The 16,784-nt window shown below is 64.1% G+C and carries 21 protein-coding genes; 12 read left to right on the forward strand and 9 right to left on the reverse strand.

From position 1 onward, the window contains the following. The first annotated feature begins 51 nt into the window (after positions 1 to 51). From AC1RQP_RS26610 to AC1RQP_RS26625, 4 genes are all read left to right on the forward strand, one after another. Complete coding sequence (locus AC1RQP_RS26610) at positions 52 to 372, forward strand: ArsR/SmtB family transcription factor (protein WP_239625041.1); 321 nt, start codon at positions 52 to 54, stop codon at positions 370 to 372. 131 nt (positions 373 to 503) lie between these two features. Further along, complete coding sequence (locus AC1RQP_RS26615) at positions 504 to 1,496, forward strand: efflux RND transporter periplasmic adaptor subunit (RefSeq protein WP_239629315.1); 993 nt, start codon at positions 504 to 506, stop codon at positions 1,494 to 1,496. Beyond that, positions 1,493 to 4,717, forward strand: a complete 3,225-nt coding sequence (locus AC1RQP_RS26620; protein ID WP_492939361.1) for an efflux RND transporter permease subunit — start codon at positions 1,493 to 1,495, stop codon at positions 4,715 to 4,717. The genes AC1RQP_RS26615 and AC1RQP_RS26620 overlap by 4 nt, the downstream gene beginning before the upstream one ends. A gap of 10 nt (positions 4,718 to 4,727) precedes the next feature. Next, positions 4,728 to 5,084 carry a carboxymuconolactone decarboxylase family protein gene (locus AC1RQP_RS26625; RefSeq protein ID WP_239625037.1) on the forward strand — a complete coding sequence of 119 codons (357 nt, stop codon included), beginning with the start codon at positions 4,728 to 4,730 and terminating at the stop codon, positions 5,082 to 5,084. A 74-nt stretch (positions 5,085 to 5,158) separates the two neighbouring features. Here AC1RQP_RS26625 and AC1RQP_RS26630 read toward each other — a convergent pair whose 3' ends face one another. Then, on the reverse strand, positions 5,159 to 5,500 hold the full coding sequence (locus AC1RQP_RS26630) for a hypothetical protein (protein WP_492939363.1): 342 nt from the start codon (positions 5,498 to 5,500) through the stop codon (positions 5,159 to 5,161). A 103-nt stretch (positions 5,501 to 5,603) separates the two neighbouring features. Further along, positions 5,604 to 6,008, reverse strand: coding sequence for a hypothetical protein (locus tag AC1RQP_RS26635; protein ID WP_492939365.1), 405 nt, complete (start codon positions 6,006 to 6,008; stop codon positions 5,604 to 5,606). 152 nt (positions 6,009 to 6,160) lie between these two features. Between AC1RQP_RS26635 and AC1RQP_RS26640 the strand changes: the two genes are divergently transcribed. Continuing rightward, positions 6,161 to 6,385: a hypothetical protein gene (locus AC1RQP_RS26640; RefSeq protein ID WP_027577068.1), complete on the forward strand. Its 225-nt coding sequence runs from the start codon at positions 6,161 to 6,163 to the stop codon at positions 6,383 to 6,385. A 229-nt stretch (positions 6,386 to 6,614) separates the two neighbouring features. Here AC1RQP_RS26640 and AC1RQP_RS26645 read toward each other — a convergent pair whose 3' ends face one another. Together AC1RQP_RS26645 and AC1RQP_RS26650 are read right to left on the reverse strand one after the other, a co-directional pair. Next, entirely contained in the window at positions 6,615 to 6,854 is a 240-nt protein-coding gene (locus AC1RQP_RS26645; RefSeq protein WP_061882991.1) for a PilZ domain-containing protein, read from the reverse strand. A gap of 122 nt (positions 6,855 to 6,976) precedes the next feature. Continuing rightward, the gene (locus AC1RQP_RS26650; protein WP_028181100.1) at positions 6,977 to 7,441 is read right to left on the reverse strand and encodes a PaaI family thioesterase; all 465 of its coding nucleotides are present in this window, start codon (positions 7,439 to 7,441) and stop codon (positions 6,977 to 6,979) included. 382 nt (positions 7,442 to 7,823) lie between these two features. Here AC1RQP_RS26650 and AC1RQP_RS26655 point away from each other — a divergent pair, with 382 nt between their 5' ends. Then, a complete protein-coding gene (locus tag AC1RQP_RS26655) occupies positions 7,824 to 8,120 on the forward strand; it encodes a hypothetical protein (protein WP_239625030.1) in 297 nt (98 codons plus the stop codon). Positions 8,121 to 8,227: 107 nt separating this feature from the next. Further along, positions 8,228 to 8,482, forward strand: a complete 255-nt coding sequence (locus tag AC1RQP_RS26660; protein ID WP_492939368.1) for a hypothetical protein — start codon at positions 8,228 to 8,230, stop codon at positions 8,480 to 8,482. Between the two features lie 14 nt (positions 8,483 to 8,496). Here AC1RQP_RS26660 and AC1RQP_RS26665 read toward each other — a convergent pair whose 3' ends face one another. Then, positions 8,497 to 8,730 carry a DUF6894 family protein gene (locus AC1RQP_RS26665; RefSeq protein ID WP_061882989.1) on the reverse strand — a complete coding sequence of 78 codons (234 nt, stop codon included), beginning with the start codon at positions 8,728 to 8,730 and terminating at the stop codon, positions 8,497 to 8,499. 312 nt (positions 8,731 to 9,042) lie between these two features. Here AC1RQP_RS26665 and AC1RQP_RS26670 point away from each other — a divergent pair, with 312 nt between their 5' ends. Next, the gene (locus AC1RQP_RS26670) at positions 9,043 to 9,300 is read left to right on the forward strand and encodes a DUF2798 domain-containing protein (protein ID WP_492939370.1); all 258 of its coding nucleotides are present in this window, start codon (positions 9,043 to 9,045) and stop codon (positions 9,298 to 9,300) included. Between the two features lie 533 nt (positions 9,301 to 9,833). Here AC1RQP_RS26670 and AC1RQP_RS26675 read toward each other — a convergent pair. From AC1RQP_RS26675 to AC1RQP_RS26685, 3 genes are all read right to left on the reverse strand, one after another. Then, positions 9,834 to 10,004 carry a hypothetical protein gene (locus AC1RQP_RS26675; RefSeq protein ID WP_239625026.1) on the reverse strand — a complete coding sequence of 57 codons (171 nt, stop codon included), beginning with the start codon at positions 10,002 to 10,004 and terminating at the stop codon, positions 9,834 to 9,836. A 156-nt stretch (positions 10,005 to 10,160) separates the two neighbouring features. Further along, positions 10,161 to 10,361, reverse strand: coding sequence for a hypothetical protein (locus AC1RQP_RS26680; RefSeq protein WP_061882986.1), 201 nt, complete (start codon positions 10,359 to 10,361; stop codon positions 10,161 to 10,163). A 192-nt stretch (positions 10,362 to 10,553) separates the two neighbouring features. Beyond that, the gene (locus AC1RQP_RS26685; protein WP_492939372.1) at positions 10,554 to 10,892 is read right to left on the reverse strand and encodes a hypothetical protein; all 339 of its coding nucleotides are present in this window, start codon (positions 10,890 to 10,892) and stop codon (positions 10,554 to 10,556) included. Between the two features lie 742 nt (positions 10,893 to 11,634). Here AC1RQP_RS26685 and AC1RQP_RS26690 point away from each other — a divergent pair. Continuing rightward, positions 11,635 to 12,735 carry a linear amide C-N hydrolase gene (locus AC1RQP_RS26690; protein ID WP_492939374.1) on the forward strand — a complete coding sequence of 367 codons (1,101 nt, stop codon included), beginning with the start codon at positions 11,635 to 11,637 and terminating at the stop codon, positions 12,733 to 12,735. 161 nt (positions 12,736 to 12,896) lie between these two features. Here AC1RQP_RS26690 and AC1RQP_RS26695 read toward each other — a convergent pair whose 3' ends face one another. Continuing rightward, positions 12,897 to 13,871, reverse strand: a complete 975-nt coding sequence (locus tag AC1RQP_RS26695) for a SphA family protein (RefSeq protein ID WP_492939376.1) — start codon at positions 13,869 to 13,871, stop codon at positions 12,897 to 12,899. Between the two features lie 180 nt (positions 13,872 to 14,051). Between AC1RQP_RS26695 and AC1RQP_RS26700 the strand changes: the two genes are divergently transcribed. From AC1RQP_RS26700 to AC1RQP_RS26710, 3 genes are all read left to right on the forward strand, one after another. Beyond that, positions 14,052 to 14,183, forward strand: a complete 132-nt coding sequence (locus AC1RQP_RS26700; RefSeq protein WP_492939378.1) for a hypothetical protein — start codon at positions 14,052 to 14,054, stop codon at positions 14,181 to 14,183. 338 nt (positions 14,184 to 14,521) lie between these two features. Next, positions 14,522 to 15,610, forward strand: coding sequence for a recombinase RecA (gene recA / locus AC1RQP_RS26705; RefSeq protein WP_061882979.1), 1,089 nt, complete (start codon positions 14,522 to 14,524; stop codon positions 15,608 to 15,610). Positions 15,611 to 15,778: 168 nt separating this feature from the next. Then, positions 15,779 to 16,708, forward strand: a complete 930-nt coding sequence (locus AC1RQP_RS26710) for a hypothetical protein (protein ID WP_492939380.1) — start codon at positions 15,779 to 15,781, stop codon at positions 16,706 to 16,708. Positions 16,709 to 16,784: the final 76 nt, after the last annotated feature.

Genomic DNA, 16,784 nt, shown 5'->3' on the forward strand with positions numbered 1-16,784 from the left:
GCTGTCGTGCGGCGCTTGACTATATATTCGTAATTCCGTATATACGCAAGTATGAAGATGAATGCTGAAATCATGGAGCGGGCGGCGGATCAGGCGAGCGAGCTGCTGAAGGCGCTCGCCAACCGGCATCGTCTGCTGATCATCTGCCAGTTGATCGATGGCGAGCGGTCGGTCGGCGAACTCGCCGAGTTCCTGAACCTCCGGGACTCCACGGTGTCCCAACATCTTGCGCTCCTTCGCAAGGACGGACTGGTGTCTGCCCGGCGCGAGGCGCAGACGATCTTCTATTCGATCGCGAGCGAGCCGGCGCGCGAGGTGCTGAAGACGCTCTATCAGGCGTTCTGCGCGCCGAGGTCCGCAAGGACAAAATGAAACTTAGGATAGCTCGGGTGAGGGCGCCTTGAGCAGGATCAACATGCCCCATTCCGATGCGGATGAAATGAGCTGCGCAGCGGCGTGGTGATGCTTTGATCATGACACGGATAAGTTCCATGCGATGTATGATGAGATATTTGGGCCTGCTGGCCGCCTTTGCGGCGATCGGCTCGTCTGGAACACCGGCGACGGCGGCCGAAACGCTCGTGGTCGCGCGGCAATCGATCGCCGATGAAAAGGCCGTCTTCGCCACGGTCGAGAGCACCAGCGTGGTGCCGGCGCGCGGACGCATCGGCGGCACGGTGGTTCAGCTCAAGGTCAGGGAAGGGGATCGCGTCGCCGCCGGCCAGGCAATCGCGACCATCGGCGACGAAAAGCTCGTGTTGCAGATGAAATCGCTCGACGCGCAGATCGAGGCGCTGCAGGCGCAGGCGAACCAGGCGCAGCTCGACTTCAGCCGGACCGAAGGGCTGGTCGAACGCGGTATCCTGCCCCGGATCAAGCTCGACGAGCAGCGCACCGCGCTGAACGTCGCCGAGAACGGCCTGCGTGCCAAGACTGCCGAACGTGCGGTGATCAACGAGCAGCTCAACCAGGGTCAGGTGCTCGCGCCGGCGGATGGTCGCGTGCTGAAGCGGTTGATCACAATAGGATCCGTCGTGCTCGCGGGCGATCCGATCGTCACCGTCGCCCAACAGAACTTCAAGCTGCGGCTTCGCGTGCCGGAGCGGCATGCGCGCTTGCTCAAGGCGGGCGACAGGATTCGCATCGACGGCGCGGAGTTCGTCGGAGAAGCCGCCAAGTCGGGCGTCATCGACCTCGTCTATCCTCAAATCGAGGAGGGGCGCGTCATTGCGGATGCGACCGTCGAGGGCCTCGGCGAATATTTCGTCGGCGACCGCTTGCGGGTCTGGATCTCCGGCGGCATGCGACCGGCCTTCGTCATCCCCTCGAGCTATGTGACGAGCCGGTTCGGCATCGACTACGTTCGGCTGCAGAAGGACAGCGGCACGATAGACGTACCGGTGCAGCGTGGCCGCGAATTGCCGACGCCGGCGCACCCCGACGGGCTCGAGATCCTGTCCGGCATTTCAGCCGGCGACCAATTGGTGCGGCCGTGAATCTCGGGCTCTCAGGACGGTTGACCAAGTCGACCATCGCATCGCCGCTGACGCCGCTGTTCCTGCTCGCGGCGCTCGTCGTCGGGCTGATCGCCGTCGTGGTGATCCCGCGCGAGGAGGAGCCGCAGATCAGCGTTCCCATGGTGGACATCCGTGTCAATGCCGACGGCCTGCGCGGGGCGGACGCGGTGGAGCTGGTGAGCAAGCCGCTGGAATCGATCGTCAAGGGCATCGACGGCGTCGAGCACGTCTACAGCCAGACCGAGGACGACCGCGTGATGGTCACCGCGCGTTTCCTGGTCGGCACCAAGTCCGAGGATGCCATCCTGCGGGTGCACGAGAAGATCCGCGCCAATCTCGACCGCATTCCCGTCGGCATTCCCGAGCCGCTGATCGTCGGCCGGGGCATCAATGACGTCGCGGTCACGGTATTGACGCTGTCGCCGAAGCCGGAAGCTGCCAGCCGCTGGACCGACAAGGACCTCTACGAGCTCGCAGACAAGCTGCGCGCGGAACTAATGAAGGTCGACGATATCGGCCTGACCTACATATCCGGCGGCGCGGCGCAACAGATCCGGGTCGAGGCCGATCCGGAGAGACTGTCGCTGTTCGGCATCACGCTGCAGCAGCTCGTGGCCAAGGTCAAGGACGCCAACCGGTCGTTCCTGGCGGGGCAGGTCCGCGATGCCGGCATCGTGCGGAGCGTCGCTGCGGGGCAGACGCTGTCCGGCATTCCCGATATCGGACTATTGCTCATCACGAGCCGCGACGGCCGGCCGGTCTACGTCAAGGACGTCGCCTCCGTCATCGTCGGCCCGAGCACCGTCGAGCACCGGGTCTGGACCGAATCGCGTGACGGCGCCGGACAGTGGACGCGCACGCCCGCCGTCAGCCTGGCGCTGGCCAAGCGGGCCGGCGCCAATGCGGTCGTCGTGTCCGAGAGCATCGCCGAACGTCTCGAAGGACTGAAGTCGCGCCTGATTCCCGAAGACGTGCAGGTGACGGTGACGCGCGACTACGGCGAGACGGCCAACGAGAAGGCCAACGAGTTGCTGTTCCATCTCGGGCTTGCAACGCTCTCGATCGTCGTGCTGATCGCGATCGCGATCGGCTGGCGCGAGGCGCTGGTGACCTTCGTCGTGATTCCCACGACGATCCTGCTCACGATGTTCGCCGCCAATCTGATGGGCTACACCATCAACCGCGTCAGCCTGTTCGCGCTGATCTTCTCGATCGGCATTCTCGTCGACGACGCCATCGTCGTGGTCGAGAACATCGCGCGGCACTGGGCCATGCGCGACGGCCGGCCGCGCCTGCAGGCGACCATCGAGGCGGTGGCGGAGGTCGGCAACCCCACCATCGTCGCGACGCTGACTGTGGTCGCGGCGCTGTTGCCGATGCTGTTCGTGTCGGGCCTGATGGGCCCCTATATGGCGCCGATCCCGGCCAATGCGTCGGCTGCCATGCTGTTCTCGTTCTTCGTGGCGATGGTGGTGGCGCCCTGGCTGATGCTCAAGCTCGCGCCGAAGGGCGACATTGCCCCGACGCATGCGGCCCACGATGAAGGCCGGCTCGGCCGGCTCTACCGGCGCTTCGCCACGCCGATCGTGCGGAGCAAGCGGTCGGCCTGGATATTCCTGGTCGGCGTCGGCGTCGCGACGCTGCTGTCGATGACGCTGTTTGCGACCAAGTCGGTGACCGTCAAGCTTCTGCCGTTCGACAACAAGTCCGAGATCGCCGTTCTCGTCGACCTGCCGGAAGGGGCGAGCCTGGAGGCGACCGAGCGCACGCTGTTCGGCGCGGCCGAGATTGCGCGGCAATTGCCGGAGGTCACCTCGCTGCAATCCTATGCCGGCACGCCGGCTCCCTTCAACTTCAACGGCCTGGTACGGCACTATTACTTGCGGGAGAGGCCCGAGTTCGGCGAAGTGCAGATCAACCTGACTGCGCGCGGCGAGCGCAAGCGCGCGAGCCATGATATCGCGCTCGAGCTGCGCGAGAAGCTGAAGGCGCTCGGTCCGCCCGCGGGCACCAGCATCAAGGTGGTCGAAGTGCCGCCCGGCCCGCCGGTGCTGTCGACGTTGCTCGCCGAGGTCTACGGTCCCGATGCGACCACGCGCCGGGCGGTCACGGCCGAGCTCAAGAAGATCTTCGCGGACGTGCCGTTCATCGTCGACATCGACGATTCCATCGGCGAGAAGCGGCCACGGCTGCGGCTTTCGATCGACCAGGACCGGCTCGAATTCTTCGGCGTCGAGCAGCGCGACGTCTACGACACCATTCAGACGCTGTTCGGCGGCACCTCGATCGGCTATTCGCATCGCGGCGAGGACCGCAACCCGATCGAGATCGCGGTGCATCTCGGAAAGCGCGACCTGGTCTGGGACGAGGCCTTGGCCTCCACGCCGGTGCCAGCCAATACATTGCCCGGCAGCAAGACGGTGGTCGAGCTCGGCCAGGTCGTGAAGGCGACCATGGAGGAGGGCTCGGCGACGATCTTCCGCCGCGATGGCCGCTTTGCCGACATGGTGATGGCCGAGCTCGCCGGGCGCTTCGAGGCGCCGCTCTACGGCATGCTCGCGGTCGCCGATCGCGTCGATGCCCATGATTGGGGCAAGCTGCCGAAGCCTGCGATCAGCCTGCACGGCCAGCCGTCGGACGAGTCGCGTCCGACGCTGTTGTGGGACGGCGAATGGGAAATCACCTGGGTGACCTTCCGCGACATGGGTGCGGCCTTCGGCGCAGCCATCCTCGGCATCTACGTGCTGGTCGTCGCCCAGTTCAGGAGCTTCCGTCTGCCGCTCGTGATCCTGACGCCGATCCCGCTGACGCTGATCGGAATCCTGATCGGCCACTGGCTGCTGGGTGCGCCGTTCACCGCGACCTCGATGATCGGCTTCATCGCGCTGGCCGGCATCATCGTGCGCAATTCGATCCTGCTGGTCGACTTCATCCGGCACAGCGGCGCCGAGGGCAAGTCGCTGCGCGACGTGGTGCTGGAGGCCGGCGCCGTCCGCTTCAAGCCGATCCTGCTCACCGCGCTCGCGGCCATGATCGGGGCCGCAACCATCCTGCTCGATCCGATTTTCCAGGGATTGGCGATCTCGCTCCTGTTCGGGCTCGCCTCGTCAACGCTGCTCACCGTGCTGGTGATTCCCGCGATCTACATCGCCTTGCGCGCGCCGCGCGAGGCGGCTCCGACCACAGCCAGATCCCGCTAGCGAGGAACCGATGGACAAGAACTACGTCGACATCACGAGGAACATCTCGGCCAACCTGAAGAAGCTGCGGAGCGACATTCCCGACACCATGAAGGGATTTGCCTTACTCGCTCAGGCCGCCACGCGCGACGGCGCGCTGGACAAGAAGACCAAGGAATTGATCGCGCTGGCGCTCGGCGTCGCCGCGCATTGCGACGGCTGCATCGGCTTTCACACCGAGGCGCTGGTCAAGCTCGGTGCGACGCGCCAGGAGATCGAGGAGACGCTCGGCATGGCCGTCTACATGGGAGGCGGGCCGTCGCTGATGTACGCCGCGGATGCGATCGCGGCCTTCGAGCAGTTCCAGCAGCAATCGGCCGCCGTATAGCGGCGTCACCCCATACGATTACAGGAACGGGACCGGGCGACTAGTCTCGTCCGGTCCCGCCCATCGTTGATCGATTACCAGCGGTCGTCGACACCGACCCCGACGCTCACGCCGGGCGCACGAATGCCGACTCCGGCGCGCGGGCCGTCGTCCCAATGGCGATGATAGGTCCGGCGCTCGTAATAGCGGTCGCGCGGCATGTAGTTGTAGGAATCGTAGGAATCGCGGACGATCACGCGTGAACCGCCGCGCGTGCGATAGCAGCGGCCGGCGTCGTCGCAGACGAGCCGCACCTGCTGGACGAGATCCGGATTGGTGTATTCGCTGGTCGTGTAGATATCGGAAGCCTTCGCACCCGACGCGGCTGCCAAAGCACCGACGCCGGCCAAGAGCGCAATCGTAAACGTCCTCATCATGTCCTCCTCCGAGCTGCCCTCGGCGGTAACAAGAAGGGGAGGCGGTGATCGTTCCCGCCGCCATGCTGGTTTTTCCCGGAACCGCATCGTCAAGAGCTGGTTCCTAGATCGGTTCGTAAGCCTCGGTCCGGCAGATGTCGTCTTCTTCCGCGCGTCGGCGGTCGACAACGCGTCCGCCTGATATCGTCACGATGTAGGTCTGGGCACCGAGCGGCGTGCCGGTCGCGGAGGTGAGCTGCGCGCGGACGCACGCCGTCCAGCCCGGTCCTCGCACCTCGCGACGGGGCGGGGCGACGTGCACCTCGCGCGGATAGGACGTTGCGAGAAAGACGACGTCGATCTGCTCGCGCACCAAGCGCTTGACGTCGGGAGGCGCTTCGGGCGGCGGCTGCTCCGCCTCCTTCATGCGCATGAATTCCGGCACCGGTGCACGGCTGTCGGCAAAGCCGCAAGCGCCGAGACCAAGCGCGCCACCGAGCAGCGCTGCATGAGAAATAATCCGCAACATCCGTGAAGGTCCCCTGCGGACCGACAAATAGGCACGAATGCGATCCGACGAAGTCCGCGCCAATCAAAACTTGCTGAAGGCGCCGAACCGTGGGCGTTTGCTATTCCCCGATAGCCGGCTAGTTTGTACCCCACACGAGGGGGATTGCACCGATGAGGATTTTGGTCATAGCGGCGGCGGTCTTGGCACTGACGGCTGCCTCGGCCCAGGCGCAGGGCCGGCGCCCGCCCAACGATGGAGCCAAGCCGGCGGACAACACGCCCAAGGTCGACGAGAAGGCCTACAAGGCCGCGCTCGAGCGCATTCCCGAGCCCAAGGACAAGTACGACCCGTGGGGCGGCGCCCGCCCGAGCGAACCTGCCAAGAAGCCGAAATGAAGTGAGGCTGATCCTGCGGACCTGCCGGTTTGATTTCGGCCGGGCTCGCACTCGCATTGTTTGTGGTGCAGCCAAGCCGCGAGGCGCCGTCGTTGTGGTCGCGCATGATCGATCGCCCCGGCGGACGACTTCTTGCTGCATCGCTTGCGATGGCGTGGTCGTCGTATCGGGCGAACATGGATCGGCATCGCGCGTACGATGCGAACGGTCATTCACACCGTGTGCACGACTACACGAAGGCGAGGCCGACGCGCTTGTCGCTGCGCCAGACCGTGCGACAATGCCGTGCGAAACGGTCGCGCGCGATCGAGAGCTCGAACGATTGCGGCAGCATGACGGGGGCGTCCAGATCGATCGCCGCGCCGCCAGCCGACATGTTTCGCACCGTGCAAGCGATGCCGCCGTTTTCGAAGGTGATCGTTCCACCTTTGAAAACACGGTGACGTTGCGATGCGCGCTTCTCGATCATCCGCGTCAGGTCCTGCTGATGATTGTGAATTAGTGCATAGAAATTACATTGAACTAAACTCAATACTGGCGCTACTTGCACAGCGTTTCAGATTTTGTTTACGACGTTGAAGCGGAGAGCGTTCACCCCGGCAGCATCGCGAACGCGCTCGACACCATCGCGACCGGCTTGCTATCGGCGGCGGAAAGCAGCGTGACGCGGCCGAAGCTCATGGTGCGCCCGAGCCGCACCACGCGCGCATCCGCCAGCACGTCCATTGAGGAGACCGCGCGCATGAAATGCGTGGTCTGGTCGACCGTTGTCATGGGGCGGTAGCCGCGGTTGGCCGCGAGGATCGCGATCACCATGGCGGTGTCGGCAAGCGCCATCAGGGCCTGGCCGCAGACCACGCCGCCGTTCCGGCACAGCCGCTCCGAAAACGGCATGCGCAGCAGCGCGCCCGGCTGCCAGTCCGGGACGTCTGCCGGCTGCGCGTGCTCGATGCGCTCGACCGCGAGGTTGAGATCCTGGACCCAGGGCGCAAAAACCTCGCCCAGGATGCGGCGGGCGTCGGCGAGGCCGAACTCGGCTTCTGGCTGCATTTGCATTGCTGTCGCACTCTCCTGTGTTGCCGGATGTTTCGCCTCATTGTGCGCGCATCGGCGCGGCAAAGTCACCCGGTCTCGCGCCGGTCCCGTCGGCTTGAAATTGCCTGACTTGGACCGGTATGATGCCCTGCTTGGGTACGGGTGGATGATGTTGCGTCGGTGTGTCCTCGTCTTTGGCATGGTCGCGCTCGGTCTTGCGCTGAGCGGGTGCACCAAATGCGGTCCGATCTGGGACGACTGGCTGCATGCCCCCAAATCGTGCAGATCGGATCGGCTCTAGCGGGCCCACGCGGCCTTGAGCGGCCTCAGGTTGCGACCGGGCTGAGACAAGGATGACACGGCGCGGGCGATCCGCGCGCCATGGATGATCAAGGAGTCGATGATGAAGCTTTTCCGTTTGGCCGCGGTGCTGGCCGTGCTGGCGGGACCTGCCTACGCGCAAATGCCCAATCTCAATTTGCTGCAGGATGCCCCGAGCAAGACCCCGGAGGAGAAGGCCGCCGAAGCCGAGCGCGACAAGGCCTACAAGGAAACGCTGAAGAAGATCCCGGATTCCAAGGCGTCCAACGATCCCTGGGGCGGCATGCGCGCCGATCCGCCGAAGCAGCCGGCGGGATCGAAGGCATCGGCCGTAACCGGTACTCCGAAGAAGACCAAGAGCGGCACCGCCGCCAACTGACCGCAGCCCCGTTCGGGGGCGACACGACGCCTTCGGACAGGACTCCTCTTGATCCGGGCCGCGCCCTACATTTGGCTGAGAGCGGAGCGCGTAGAGGAGGGCAGGACATGGCCGATCGTCCGCGGGATCTCGCCGAGCGGATGGTGCGCCGGCGCAAGATGGCCGGCAAGCCGGGTCAGGCGGCCGGCGACGGCTATCTGCGCGAGACCTTCACGCTGCCGCGCGCGGCGGCGCGGGAAAGGGCGCAGGCCTTCTTCGCCCGCTACCCCAAGGCCGGCTACATGAGTGCGGTCGAGACCTGGCGCGAACTGCCCGGCGGCGACATCGAGTTCACCATGCGGCGGCTGCCCAGCGCGGACTGATCCCAAAGGCCTTGCTAGTCGAGGGTTTCGGCAACGATGCGGATCCGGAACACCGGCTCCTTGGCCTCGTCCAGCAGCTCCATCTGCCATTCGGAATTTTCCTGGAGCTTGCGGGCAATGCCGGCGGTCATGTCGGCGCAGACGCTGGTCATCTCCTTCCACGCCGCATCGCGATTGGCAAATTCCGTCGCCTGGTCGGCGCAGCCGGAATAGCGGCCGTTGCGGATTCGAAAGAAATAGAGCGGCATGGCAGGCACCGATCGCGCGCATGGAGCCTCGCCCCCAAGGCCCCGGGCGCGCGCAGTCCAATCCCAAACCACCGTCGGATCAATCCCGGGCGGCTACGGACTACACGGAACCGTCGGCGGGCTGCGGCGCGTGAAAGGGCGCTCGCGCGCTCCGTGGTTCTCCGACCATGAACAGAGTTCCTGAACTCCGTTCAGGTTGCACCCGGGCAAGGGGTCAAGGCGTGGCTGGGTTCCCGCCGAGGCTTCCAGATCCCCACCAGGTGACGGCATGTGCCTTGCTTGCCTGACGAGGCAAGCACCCAGGAATACCTCATGCTCGGCATTCCCCGCCGCTATTCCCATTTCGTCTTCGGGATCATCCAGTCCGGACTGACCTCGCTGGTCGCGGCGGGAATCGCCAGCTTGCCCGCGGGCAGCCCGATGATCTTCGTTCGGCACTGGATGGTGTCGTGGCTGATCGCATGGGCTGCGATGCTGCCCATCGTGCTGCTGGCGGCGCCTGCGATCCGCGCCTTCTCGCTGCGCCTGACCCGGGATGAGAGGGACCCGCGCGCCGGCCGGCAGGCTTAAGAAAGCCTGTAGGGGTCGGCATGGGAAGCGCGCGCGAACGGCCGCAGACTGACCGCGCACCCGTCCCAATTTCGACATCCGTTCGCACCACTGCCGACACACCCGTCGGCAAGATTTTATCCGTTCGGCGCGGCCATGGGGGAAACGTGGCCCGCCGACAACGGGGTGGCATCATGGATAACGTAGAGCGGTCATTTGCCGCCGCGACGGCGGCTGGCTTCGTAGTGCTGGTGACTGGCCTGGTGCTGCTGGCGGTGCTGTAGGCGGGTTTGCGTGCCGGGTGACGGCGGCCGTGCCCATCCGGTGGATGGCACCAGGCACGCCTCGACTTTCAAAAACTGGAAAACAACCCCATGCACAGTAGGGTGCCTGGAAATTTCATTGACACGCCAATGGCTTATAGGTAGTATTTAGATACCTTTAACCTGCGCGTGGTGCCTTCACAGGCCACGCATCCGCGATGCCGGATCGTGATCGGCAGGCGGTCGCCGGCATGGAGTACGGTCCTCGGCCCACGCCCGTTCTGGCGGGCCTTAGTGGATCCTGATCTCGTTCAAGGGCAGGCGGAGCTCGGCGGCGCGCTCTTCACGGTCCTTCCTGCGGAACTCGTTTTCCTTGCGCTCGAACTTCACCATCTCCTTCTGCGCTGCCTCCAGCAGGGGATTGCGTCTGATCGCATCGTGCTGCGTGTCGTTGTCCGTCATGACTGAGGTCCCCGGAGTTGCGGTCCCATCCCCAAAGAAGGCCTGAGACCGCGAAAAGGTTCGGTGCGCCAAGATTGCGGAAACATGACGGCGCACCGGCCGCGCGCCGTGGATGCGCGGCAGCCTTCGCTCCCGAAGGGCAACACCGATTGCCGGCTATTTCGGTGGCTGAAGCCCGGGCGATTTGACCCAGTCGTGCAGATGATTGGCGACGTCGGCCTGGCGGGCCTTCTTGAGGAGGGCGTCTCGCTCGGCACCCGGTGGGAGCCTGGAGGCCTGCTGCTGGACCTGCTTCACCCATGCGGAAAGCCGGTCCTGGAGGGTCAGCTGTTGCTTGAAACGTCGCCGCTTGAACATGGCGTTCTCATATCCATGCGAGGAAGGCGGGAGCGCGATCGGCGTCCTCGTCACCGATAGTGCCCGGGATCCGCGCGGTGATGATCCATTTTGGATCCATAAACGGATCCGCGTCTGTTCAGTTGTGCGCACAAGGCGAATTGGAAAGCCGAAATGAATCCCGGAACTCCGTCAATGCGGCTCCGGCCGCTCTCAAAGGGGATGATCATTCACTCTGCGGCGCATCTGATGACAGAAGCTCTCGACGAACTGGGCAAGCGATTCGAAATTGACGAGCAGCCTTTCGGCCTGCACCCAATCGTCCGAACCAGGGGCGAATGAATCCATCAATCGCCTTTGCCGGTCGGCGCGCGCACGGCATGTTGCAGCCTTGCTTTCGACGAACTCGAGTTGAGCGCAATCCCGGCCAAGCTTGTCTTCTTCCTCGATCAGCAGCTTTGTGATCGTTGACCGCGCATGCGTCGAGATGTCCGGGATCTTCAGCAGGTCCAGGTAGTGGTCCACGTTTGCAGAGGCGATGAATCTTTCCATGGAGCCACTCCCTTACCGCACCTTGCAGGTACCATGCTGCTACGCGAGCGCTGGATTGGCGAGTCGATTCTGGAACGTGGTGTCCCCGTATGAACCCGGAAAAAATACGGGGTCCGATTCACATTTGTTGTGGCAAGGATTTGTCAACCGGGAAAAAATGGAAGTCCGGGGCTGGCTAAGCCATTTCATTTCGGAATCATTGAAACCCGGACGCATGAGGGGCCGTTGTCCCAGAGCAGCGGCCCTTCGCGTTTGACGCCCGCTGCAGGTGAATGAGTCGCAGGTGCGCCACCGTACGGAACTGGAATATCTGACGTCGATCCTGTGAGTCGAAAAAGGCCGCCAACTGAGGCGGCCTCTATTTTTTTCAGCGTCTGCCGTTTGATCCTATCGGCGCATCGGCACTCGCGCTGGGCGCGAGCCTGATCTGCAACCTTGTCCAGTTCACCAGGCATCGCTCGCTGCGTCGACGCATCCAGCGCATCTGCCGGAACGAGCTTCGCCTGAGCCAGTCAGGCCAGGCGGCTATGGAGCAAGATCGGCGAGGTCGCGACGACTGGCGCCAGTGCGAGCGGCACCGAGATGATTCCGAACCAGGAGAGCTGCCGAGTCGGGCAATTAATCACCGATTCACCGCAGCGCTGCTTTTCGGCGCAGAACGCGATGAGAGGCCGCGCATGTTCACGATTGTTGCGGCTCCATCCACCTATCAAGACAGCCGCTTCAACAAGGAGACAGAGGCATGATCAAGTGGGGCCGGGGATTTTTCAGGCGGGGCATTGCCGCTGTCTTGGCGGGCACGATGGCGGCGGCAGCGCCGGCGCAGGCCTGCACCAACATTCTGTTGCTGGCGGCCGACGGCACGCCCGTTTATGGCCGCACCCTGGAGTACGCGCTGGAGACCCAGTCCGACGTCGTCGTCGTACCGCGCAACCATGAATTCATCGGCACGCGTCCGGCCAACATGGCGGCCCCGAAATGGAGCAGCCGCTACGGCTTCGTCGGCGTCATGAGCTTCGGCCAGCCCTTCGTCTCGGACGGCATGAATGAGAAGGGCCTCGCTGGCGGCGCACTCTATTTCCCCGGCTTTGCCGGCTACACACCTGTCGACAAGGCCGATCCGAGCACGGCGCTCGCGCCCTGGGAGTTCCTGACCTGGGTCCTCTCGAACTTCGCGACGGTCGCGGAGGTCAAGGCGGCGCTCGACAAGGCGGTGATCGTCGACCTGCCCGCGCCGATGGTGAATTTCACCCTGCCTTTCCATTTCCCGATCCATGACGCCACAGGCGCCTCGATCGTGATCGAGCCGATCGACGGCAAGTTCAAGGTCTATGACAACCCGCTCGGTGTCCTGACCAACTCGCCGACCTTCGACTGGCATCTCACCAATGTCCGCAACTACGTCAGGATCTCGCCGGTCGGCGCTGCCCCGCTCAAGATCGGAAGCAAGAGCTTCGAACCCTTCGGCCAGGGCTCGGGCCTGCTTGGCATTCCCGGCGATCCAACGCCGCCCTCGCGCTTCATCCGGGCACTGGGCTACGCCGCTTCGGCCAAGCAGGTTGCCGACGGCCCGCAGACGGTGCGCCTCGTCGAGCACATCATGAACAATTTCGACATCCCGATCGGCTTCATCGACTCCGCGGCGAAGGGCGGCGAGCTCGAATACACGCAATGGACCTCGATCGCCGATCTGCGTGCGAAGAAGTACTACATCAAGGGCTACAGGGATCAGGTGCTCCGGACCGTCGATCTGACGAGCTTCGACCTCGACGCCAAGGGCCTGCAGGTCGCACCCTTCAAGCTCAACCTGACGCCGCCGCCGCTCCAGTTCAACAAGTCCTGAGGACGACGGCCGTTCGTCCCGAACAGCGAGGGCCGCGCGACGGCGCGGCCCCTTTTCATGGCTGAAGCGCGATGAGATTTGGACGAATCGTCATCGCGCTTCAGGTTGTTGTTTACGCATGATCTTTCCGGAAAACCGCTTCGCACTTTTCCGGATCATGCCTATCGTGCCGCAGTGAGAGGCAGCGCCACGGTGAGCAAGCCCACGGTCCCGCACGCGCGGTTCTCGGCCTCGAACTCGCGCAGCACCTTGATCCGCGCCGAGACAGGCGTCTTCCCCGCCTCGAAATTGTAAGCGATCGTGCCGCCGAGCGCCGTCACGCGCCCCTTGAAGGCGCCAAGCGTGGCGCCGGCGCCGCTGTCGCCCGTGAGCTGCTGGTAGTGATAGCCGATGACGCCGGCCGAGAGCGCGCTGGTCAGCGCCTTCGAGGCCGCCCACTCGACGTGGAATTCGGTGCCGGTCCGGTAGTCGGTCGCATTGTTGGTGCCGTTGAAGGTCATGCCGACCGCGGTGGACAGATCGATCCCGGTGTCGGGATCAAACCAGGTCAGGGCGCCGGACAGATCGCTCGCCCAGCGGTGGAAGGCCAGATTGGCGAGCTCCCCGTCGCGATAGTCCCCGACCGGCATGTTGACCATGACGCCCGTGGTCCAGTGGAATTTGCCCGAATGCCAGCCGAGCATCGCAGAGACCACAGGGTCGCCGAAGACCGTCGCACTGTCGCGCAGCGCCTGGTTGATGATCTGTTTCGTCGCGGGCGCGTCGTATTCGACGCCTGCCGAGACGCGGACATAGCCGACAGGCACGGTGGCGCCGACGGCGAGATTGCCGCCGAGAAACTGCCAGGGCGTCACCCAGGTCCCACTCAGGAAATCGGCCCGCACCTGACTGCGGACATCCGCGACGATCCGACCGCCCGCCGGCAGCAATTTCTTCGCATCGAGTGACGCGTCGTAGACATAGGTGTCGCTCTCGAAATAGACCCCGGGCGAGGCCAGATAGCCCGCCATCGGCCCGCGTCCGCCGAGCAGATAGAAACCCGCCCCGTTCTCGGCCGCGACCGCATCCTGTCCAGCCAGGCCGCACCACATCATCGCGCCGAGCACAAAGCCCGCGCGTACCGCCCGTGACATCATGCGATGCCACCGGGCTCGCCCCTTAAGCATAAACCCCCACCCCTCTTCACGCGCGGATCAGCCATCCGAATCATCGCCACGATAGCGTGTTCCCGACTGCGTGACGCAGGAGAGTGTGAGACTGTGCACTCATGGATGCGACGGGCTGGCCTCTCCGGCGAGCATAACGACCGCAGCTCCATGACTGCGAAGCTCCATGACTGCGACCGGGCGATGACAGGTCTCGTCGATGAAGACGAGGCGCTCGGGACAGTAAACGCGATGGAGGTCCCTTTTGAACAAAGACGAAAAAACGAAGAGGCCGCCAACTGAGGTGGCCTTACTCTGCCAGTTTGAACTTCGATCCAGCTGGCACTAGAACGCGGGCGGCCTTAGCCAAGCCGGGAGAGTTTGACTTGGCGAGGCGATCAGCTGGGCGCCGTAAAATGCGCAGACGGGTTTCTCCCGCCCTCCCAGCACCAAAAGTCCAAACTGGGCCACTCCCAAAATCAAACCAGGCCACTGCGGCCGGAAACAGGCCAGCACGCGCATCTTCCGCAAAAGAACATATTGCGAACTAGGAACAAATAGGGTACATTGCTTTTATCGCCGAGCTGCCTCGCCAATTGTTTGTCCCTCACGCGAATCCTCGCCATAAGGAGCACGACCCAATGTCCGCAACTGCCTTGCGTATCGTCGAAGGATCTTCCATGGACAAGAGTAAAGCTCTGGCCGCCGCGCTCTCGCAGATCGAGCGCCAGTTCGGCAAGGGCTCGGTGATGAAGCTCGGCAAGAACGACCGGTCCATGGACATCGAGGCGGTGTCCTCCGGCTCGCTCGGGCTCGACATCGCGCTCGGTATCGGCGGCCTGCCCAAGGGACGTATCGTCGAGATCTACGGGCCGGAATCCTCGGGCAAAACCACGCTGGCGCTGCATACGGTGGCGGAAGCGCAGAAGAAGGGCGGCATCTGCGCCTTCATCGACGCCGAGCACGCGCTCGACCCGGTCTATGCCCGCAAGCTCGGGGTCAACATCGACGAGCTCCTGATTTCGCAGCCGGACACCGGCGAGCAGGCGCTGGAAATCTGCGACACGCTGGTGCGCTCGGGCGCGGTCGACGTGATGGTGATCGATTCGGTCGCGGCGCTGGTGCCGAAGGCCGAGCTCGAGGGCGAGATGGGCGATGCGCTGCCGGGTCTGCAGGCCCGCCTGATGAGCCAGGCGCTGCGCAAGCTCACGGCCTCCATCAACAAGTCCAACACCATGGTGATCTTCATCAACCAGATCCGCATGAAGATCGGTGTGATGTACGGCTCGCCGGAAACGACGACCGGCGGCAATGCGTTGAAATTCTACGCCTCCGTCCGCCTCGACATCCGCCGCATCGGCGCGATCAAGGAGCGCGACGAGGTGGTCGGCAACACCACCCGCGTCAAGGTGGTGAAGAACAAGCTGGCGCCGCCGTTCAAGCAGGTCGAGTTCGACATCATGTACGGCGAGGGCGTCTCCAAGATGGGCGAGATCCTCGATCTCGGCGTCAAGGCCGGCATCGTCGAGAAGTCCGGCGCCTGGTTCTCCTATGACAGCCAGCGCCTCGGTCAGGGCCGCGAGAACTCGAAGGCGTTCTTGAAGGCCAACCCCGACATCACCGCCAAGATCGAGACCGCGATCCGCCAGAACTCCGGCCTGATCGCCGAGCAGATTCTGGCCGGCACGCCGGAGCGCGACGCCGACGGCGAGGAGCCGGCGGACGAGTAAGCTTCGACCAACGAAAAGTTTTTCGCGAGGAGCGGGCACTGAGGACGTTGAGTTGCCGACGTCTTCGGTGCCCGTTTCGTTTGGCGTGAGGAAGGACGCGTCGAGATGAAGCGTGTGATCTTGACCAGCTCGTCCGGCGTCGGTCTTGCCCACGCCGATCGCGCCGACATGGTCGTCCCCTTCATCTATCGCTTCGCTTCCGGGCCACTTCCCACGGCTGACCACCTCAACAGCTATCTCGCCTCCAGGTGGTGGTCTAACGGGATGCACTGGTCGGATTGCGTCGGCGTCCGTCAATCGCCCCTTCTCAGGCGCCAGGATCGGGCGGGTGCGTTGCTCTGGGTCTGCGAAACCTACGGGGTCGATCTCATCGAACTGTGGTTCGATCCTGAACCCAATAGTCAATTGCAGTTGATCTGGCTCCTCGATTACTTGCGTTCCGAACCATCCATCACGGAGAAGCTGAGATTGCGACGCGTCGATTTCGATCTGCGCGGAGCAGATCCCTCAGAGCTTCGTCACCGTGACGTGCGGCAGGTCGATATCACGGAAAGCGATCTTGGGATCGCCAGCATGGCCTGGGAAGCTTACCGCGCGCCGACGCCCGAGCTTTGCGCCGGGCTGCTCGGCAGGCCGCTCGGCAAGCTGTCTTTCCTGAAGCCGGCCATGGAAGACCTGCTCGCAGAACTGCCGTCGCCGGCGACGGGACTGGGCGCGACCGAGACTCGGCTGCTCGAGCGGATTGCAGGTGGACACAATCGCACCGATGAGCTGTTTCGGCCGGGCGCGCTGGCAACACGCGTGTTCGATCCGTGGGAATTGGGCGCGCTGCTCGAAGGGCTCGCATTTGGTCCGGCGCCAGCGATCGCGGGTCTGGACGGCAAGCTGGCGACACTCGATCCGGACAACGCGAGAAGTCGCAATGCTGCCTTTCGCCGGAGCCGGCTGTCGCTGACGGAGTTTGGCGAAGCGGTCCTGGCCGGCCGGGAAGATTTTCGCGGTCCCAACCCGATCAAGCGCTGGTGGGGCGGCACGCTTCTCACCAGTGAACGGCTTTGGCGCTGGGATGGCGAGCGCCGGTCGTTGATCTCGCCCTAGCGGCGCATTTCGGTGTAGTAGGGTGGATTAGCCGAAGGCGTAATCCACCACTGTTTATCTCCGCGAAAGCTGAAGT

Source organism: Bradyrhizobium sp. GW821-FHT13H06, from assembly GCF_058803975.1.

Excerpts from the sequence above, each read along its gene's own strand:
- AC1RQP_RS26640 (WP_027577068.1), top strand. The coding sequence starts at position 6,161 with ATGAGGATTTTGGTCATAGCGGCGGCGGTCTTGGCACTGACGGCTGCC.
- AC1RQP_RS26615 (WP_239629315.1), top strand. The coding sequence starts at position 504 with ATGAGATATTTGGGCCTGCTGGCCGCCTTTGCGGCGATCGGCTCGTCT.
- AC1RQP_RS26645 (WP_061882991.1), bottom strand. The coding sequence starts at position 6,854 with ATGATCGAGAAGCGCGCATCGCAACGTCACCGTGTTTTCAAAGGTGGA.
- AC1RQP_RS26610 (WP_239625041.1), top strand. The coding sequence starts at position 52 with ATGAAGATGAATGCTGAAATCATGGAGCGGGCGGCGGATCAGGCGAGC.
- AC1RQP_RS26660 (WP_492939368.1), top strand. The coding sequence starts at position 8,228 with ATGGCCGATCGTCCGCGGGATCTCGCCGAGCGGATGGTGCGCCGGCGC.
- AC1RQP_RS26630 (WP_492939363.1), bottom strand. The coding sequence starts at position 5,500 with ATGATGAGGACGTTTACGATTGCGCTCTTGGCCGGCGTCGGTGCTTTG.
- AC1RQP_RS26710 (WP_492939380.1), top strand. The coding sequence starts at position 15,779 with ATGGTCGTCCCCTTCATCTATCGCTTCGCTTCCGGGCCACTTCCCACG.
- AC1RQP_RS26655 (WP_239625030.1), top strand. The coding sequence starts at position 7,824 with ATGAAGCTTTTCCGTTTGGCCGCGGTGCTGGCCGTGCTGGCGGGACCT.
- AC1RQP_RS26700 (WP_492939378.1), top strand. The coding sequence starts at position 14,052 with ATGACTGCGAAGCTCCATGACTGCGACCGGGCGATGACAGGTCTCGTC.
- AC1RQP_RS26675 (WP_239625026.1), bottom strand. The coding sequence starts at position 10,004 with ATGACGGACAACGACACGCAGCACGATGCGATCAGACGCAATCCCCTG.
- AC1RQP_RS26635 (WP_492939365.1), bottom strand. The coding sequence starts at position 6,008 with ATGTTGCGGATTATTTCTCATGCAGCGCTGCTCGGTGGCGCGCTTGGT.
- recA (WP_061882979.1), top strand. The coding sequence starts at position 14,522 with ATGTCCGCAACTGCCTTGCGTATCGTCGAAGGATCTTCCATGGACAAG.
- AC1RQP_RS26665 (WP_061882989.1), bottom strand. The coding sequence starts at position 8,730 with ATGCCGCTCTATTTCTTTCGAATCCGCAACGGCCGCTATTCCGGCTGC.
- AC1RQP_RS26650 (WP_028181100.1), bottom strand. The coding sequence starts at position 7,441 with ATGCAAATGCAGCCAGAAGCCGAGTTCGGCCTCGCCGACGCCCGCCGC.
- AC1RQP_RS26685 (WP_492939372.1), bottom strand. The coding sequence starts at position 10,892 with ATGGAAAGATTCATCGCCTCTGCAAACGTGGACCACTACCTGGACCTG.
- AC1RQP_RS26625 (WP_239625037.1), top strand. The coding sequence starts at position 4,728 with ATGGACAAGAACTACGTCGACATCACGAGGAACATCTCGGCCAACCTG.
- AC1RQP_RS26680 (WP_061882986.1), bottom strand. The coding sequence starts at position 10,361 with ATGTTCAAGCGGCGACGTTTCAAGCAACAGCTGACCCTCCAGGACCGG.
- AC1RQP_RS26690 (WP_492939374.1), top strand. The coding sequence starts at position 11,635 with ATGATCAAGTGGGGCCGGGGATTTTTCAGGCGGGGCATTGCCGCTGTC.
- AC1RQP_RS26670 (WP_492939370.1), top strand. The coding sequence starts at position 9,043 with ATGCTCGGCATTCCCCGCCGCTATTCCCATTTCGTCTTCGGGATCATC.
- AC1RQP_RS26695 (WP_492939376.1), bottom strand. The coding sequence starts at position 13,871 with ATGATGTCACGGGCGGTACGCGCGGGCTTTGTGCTCGGCGCGATGATG.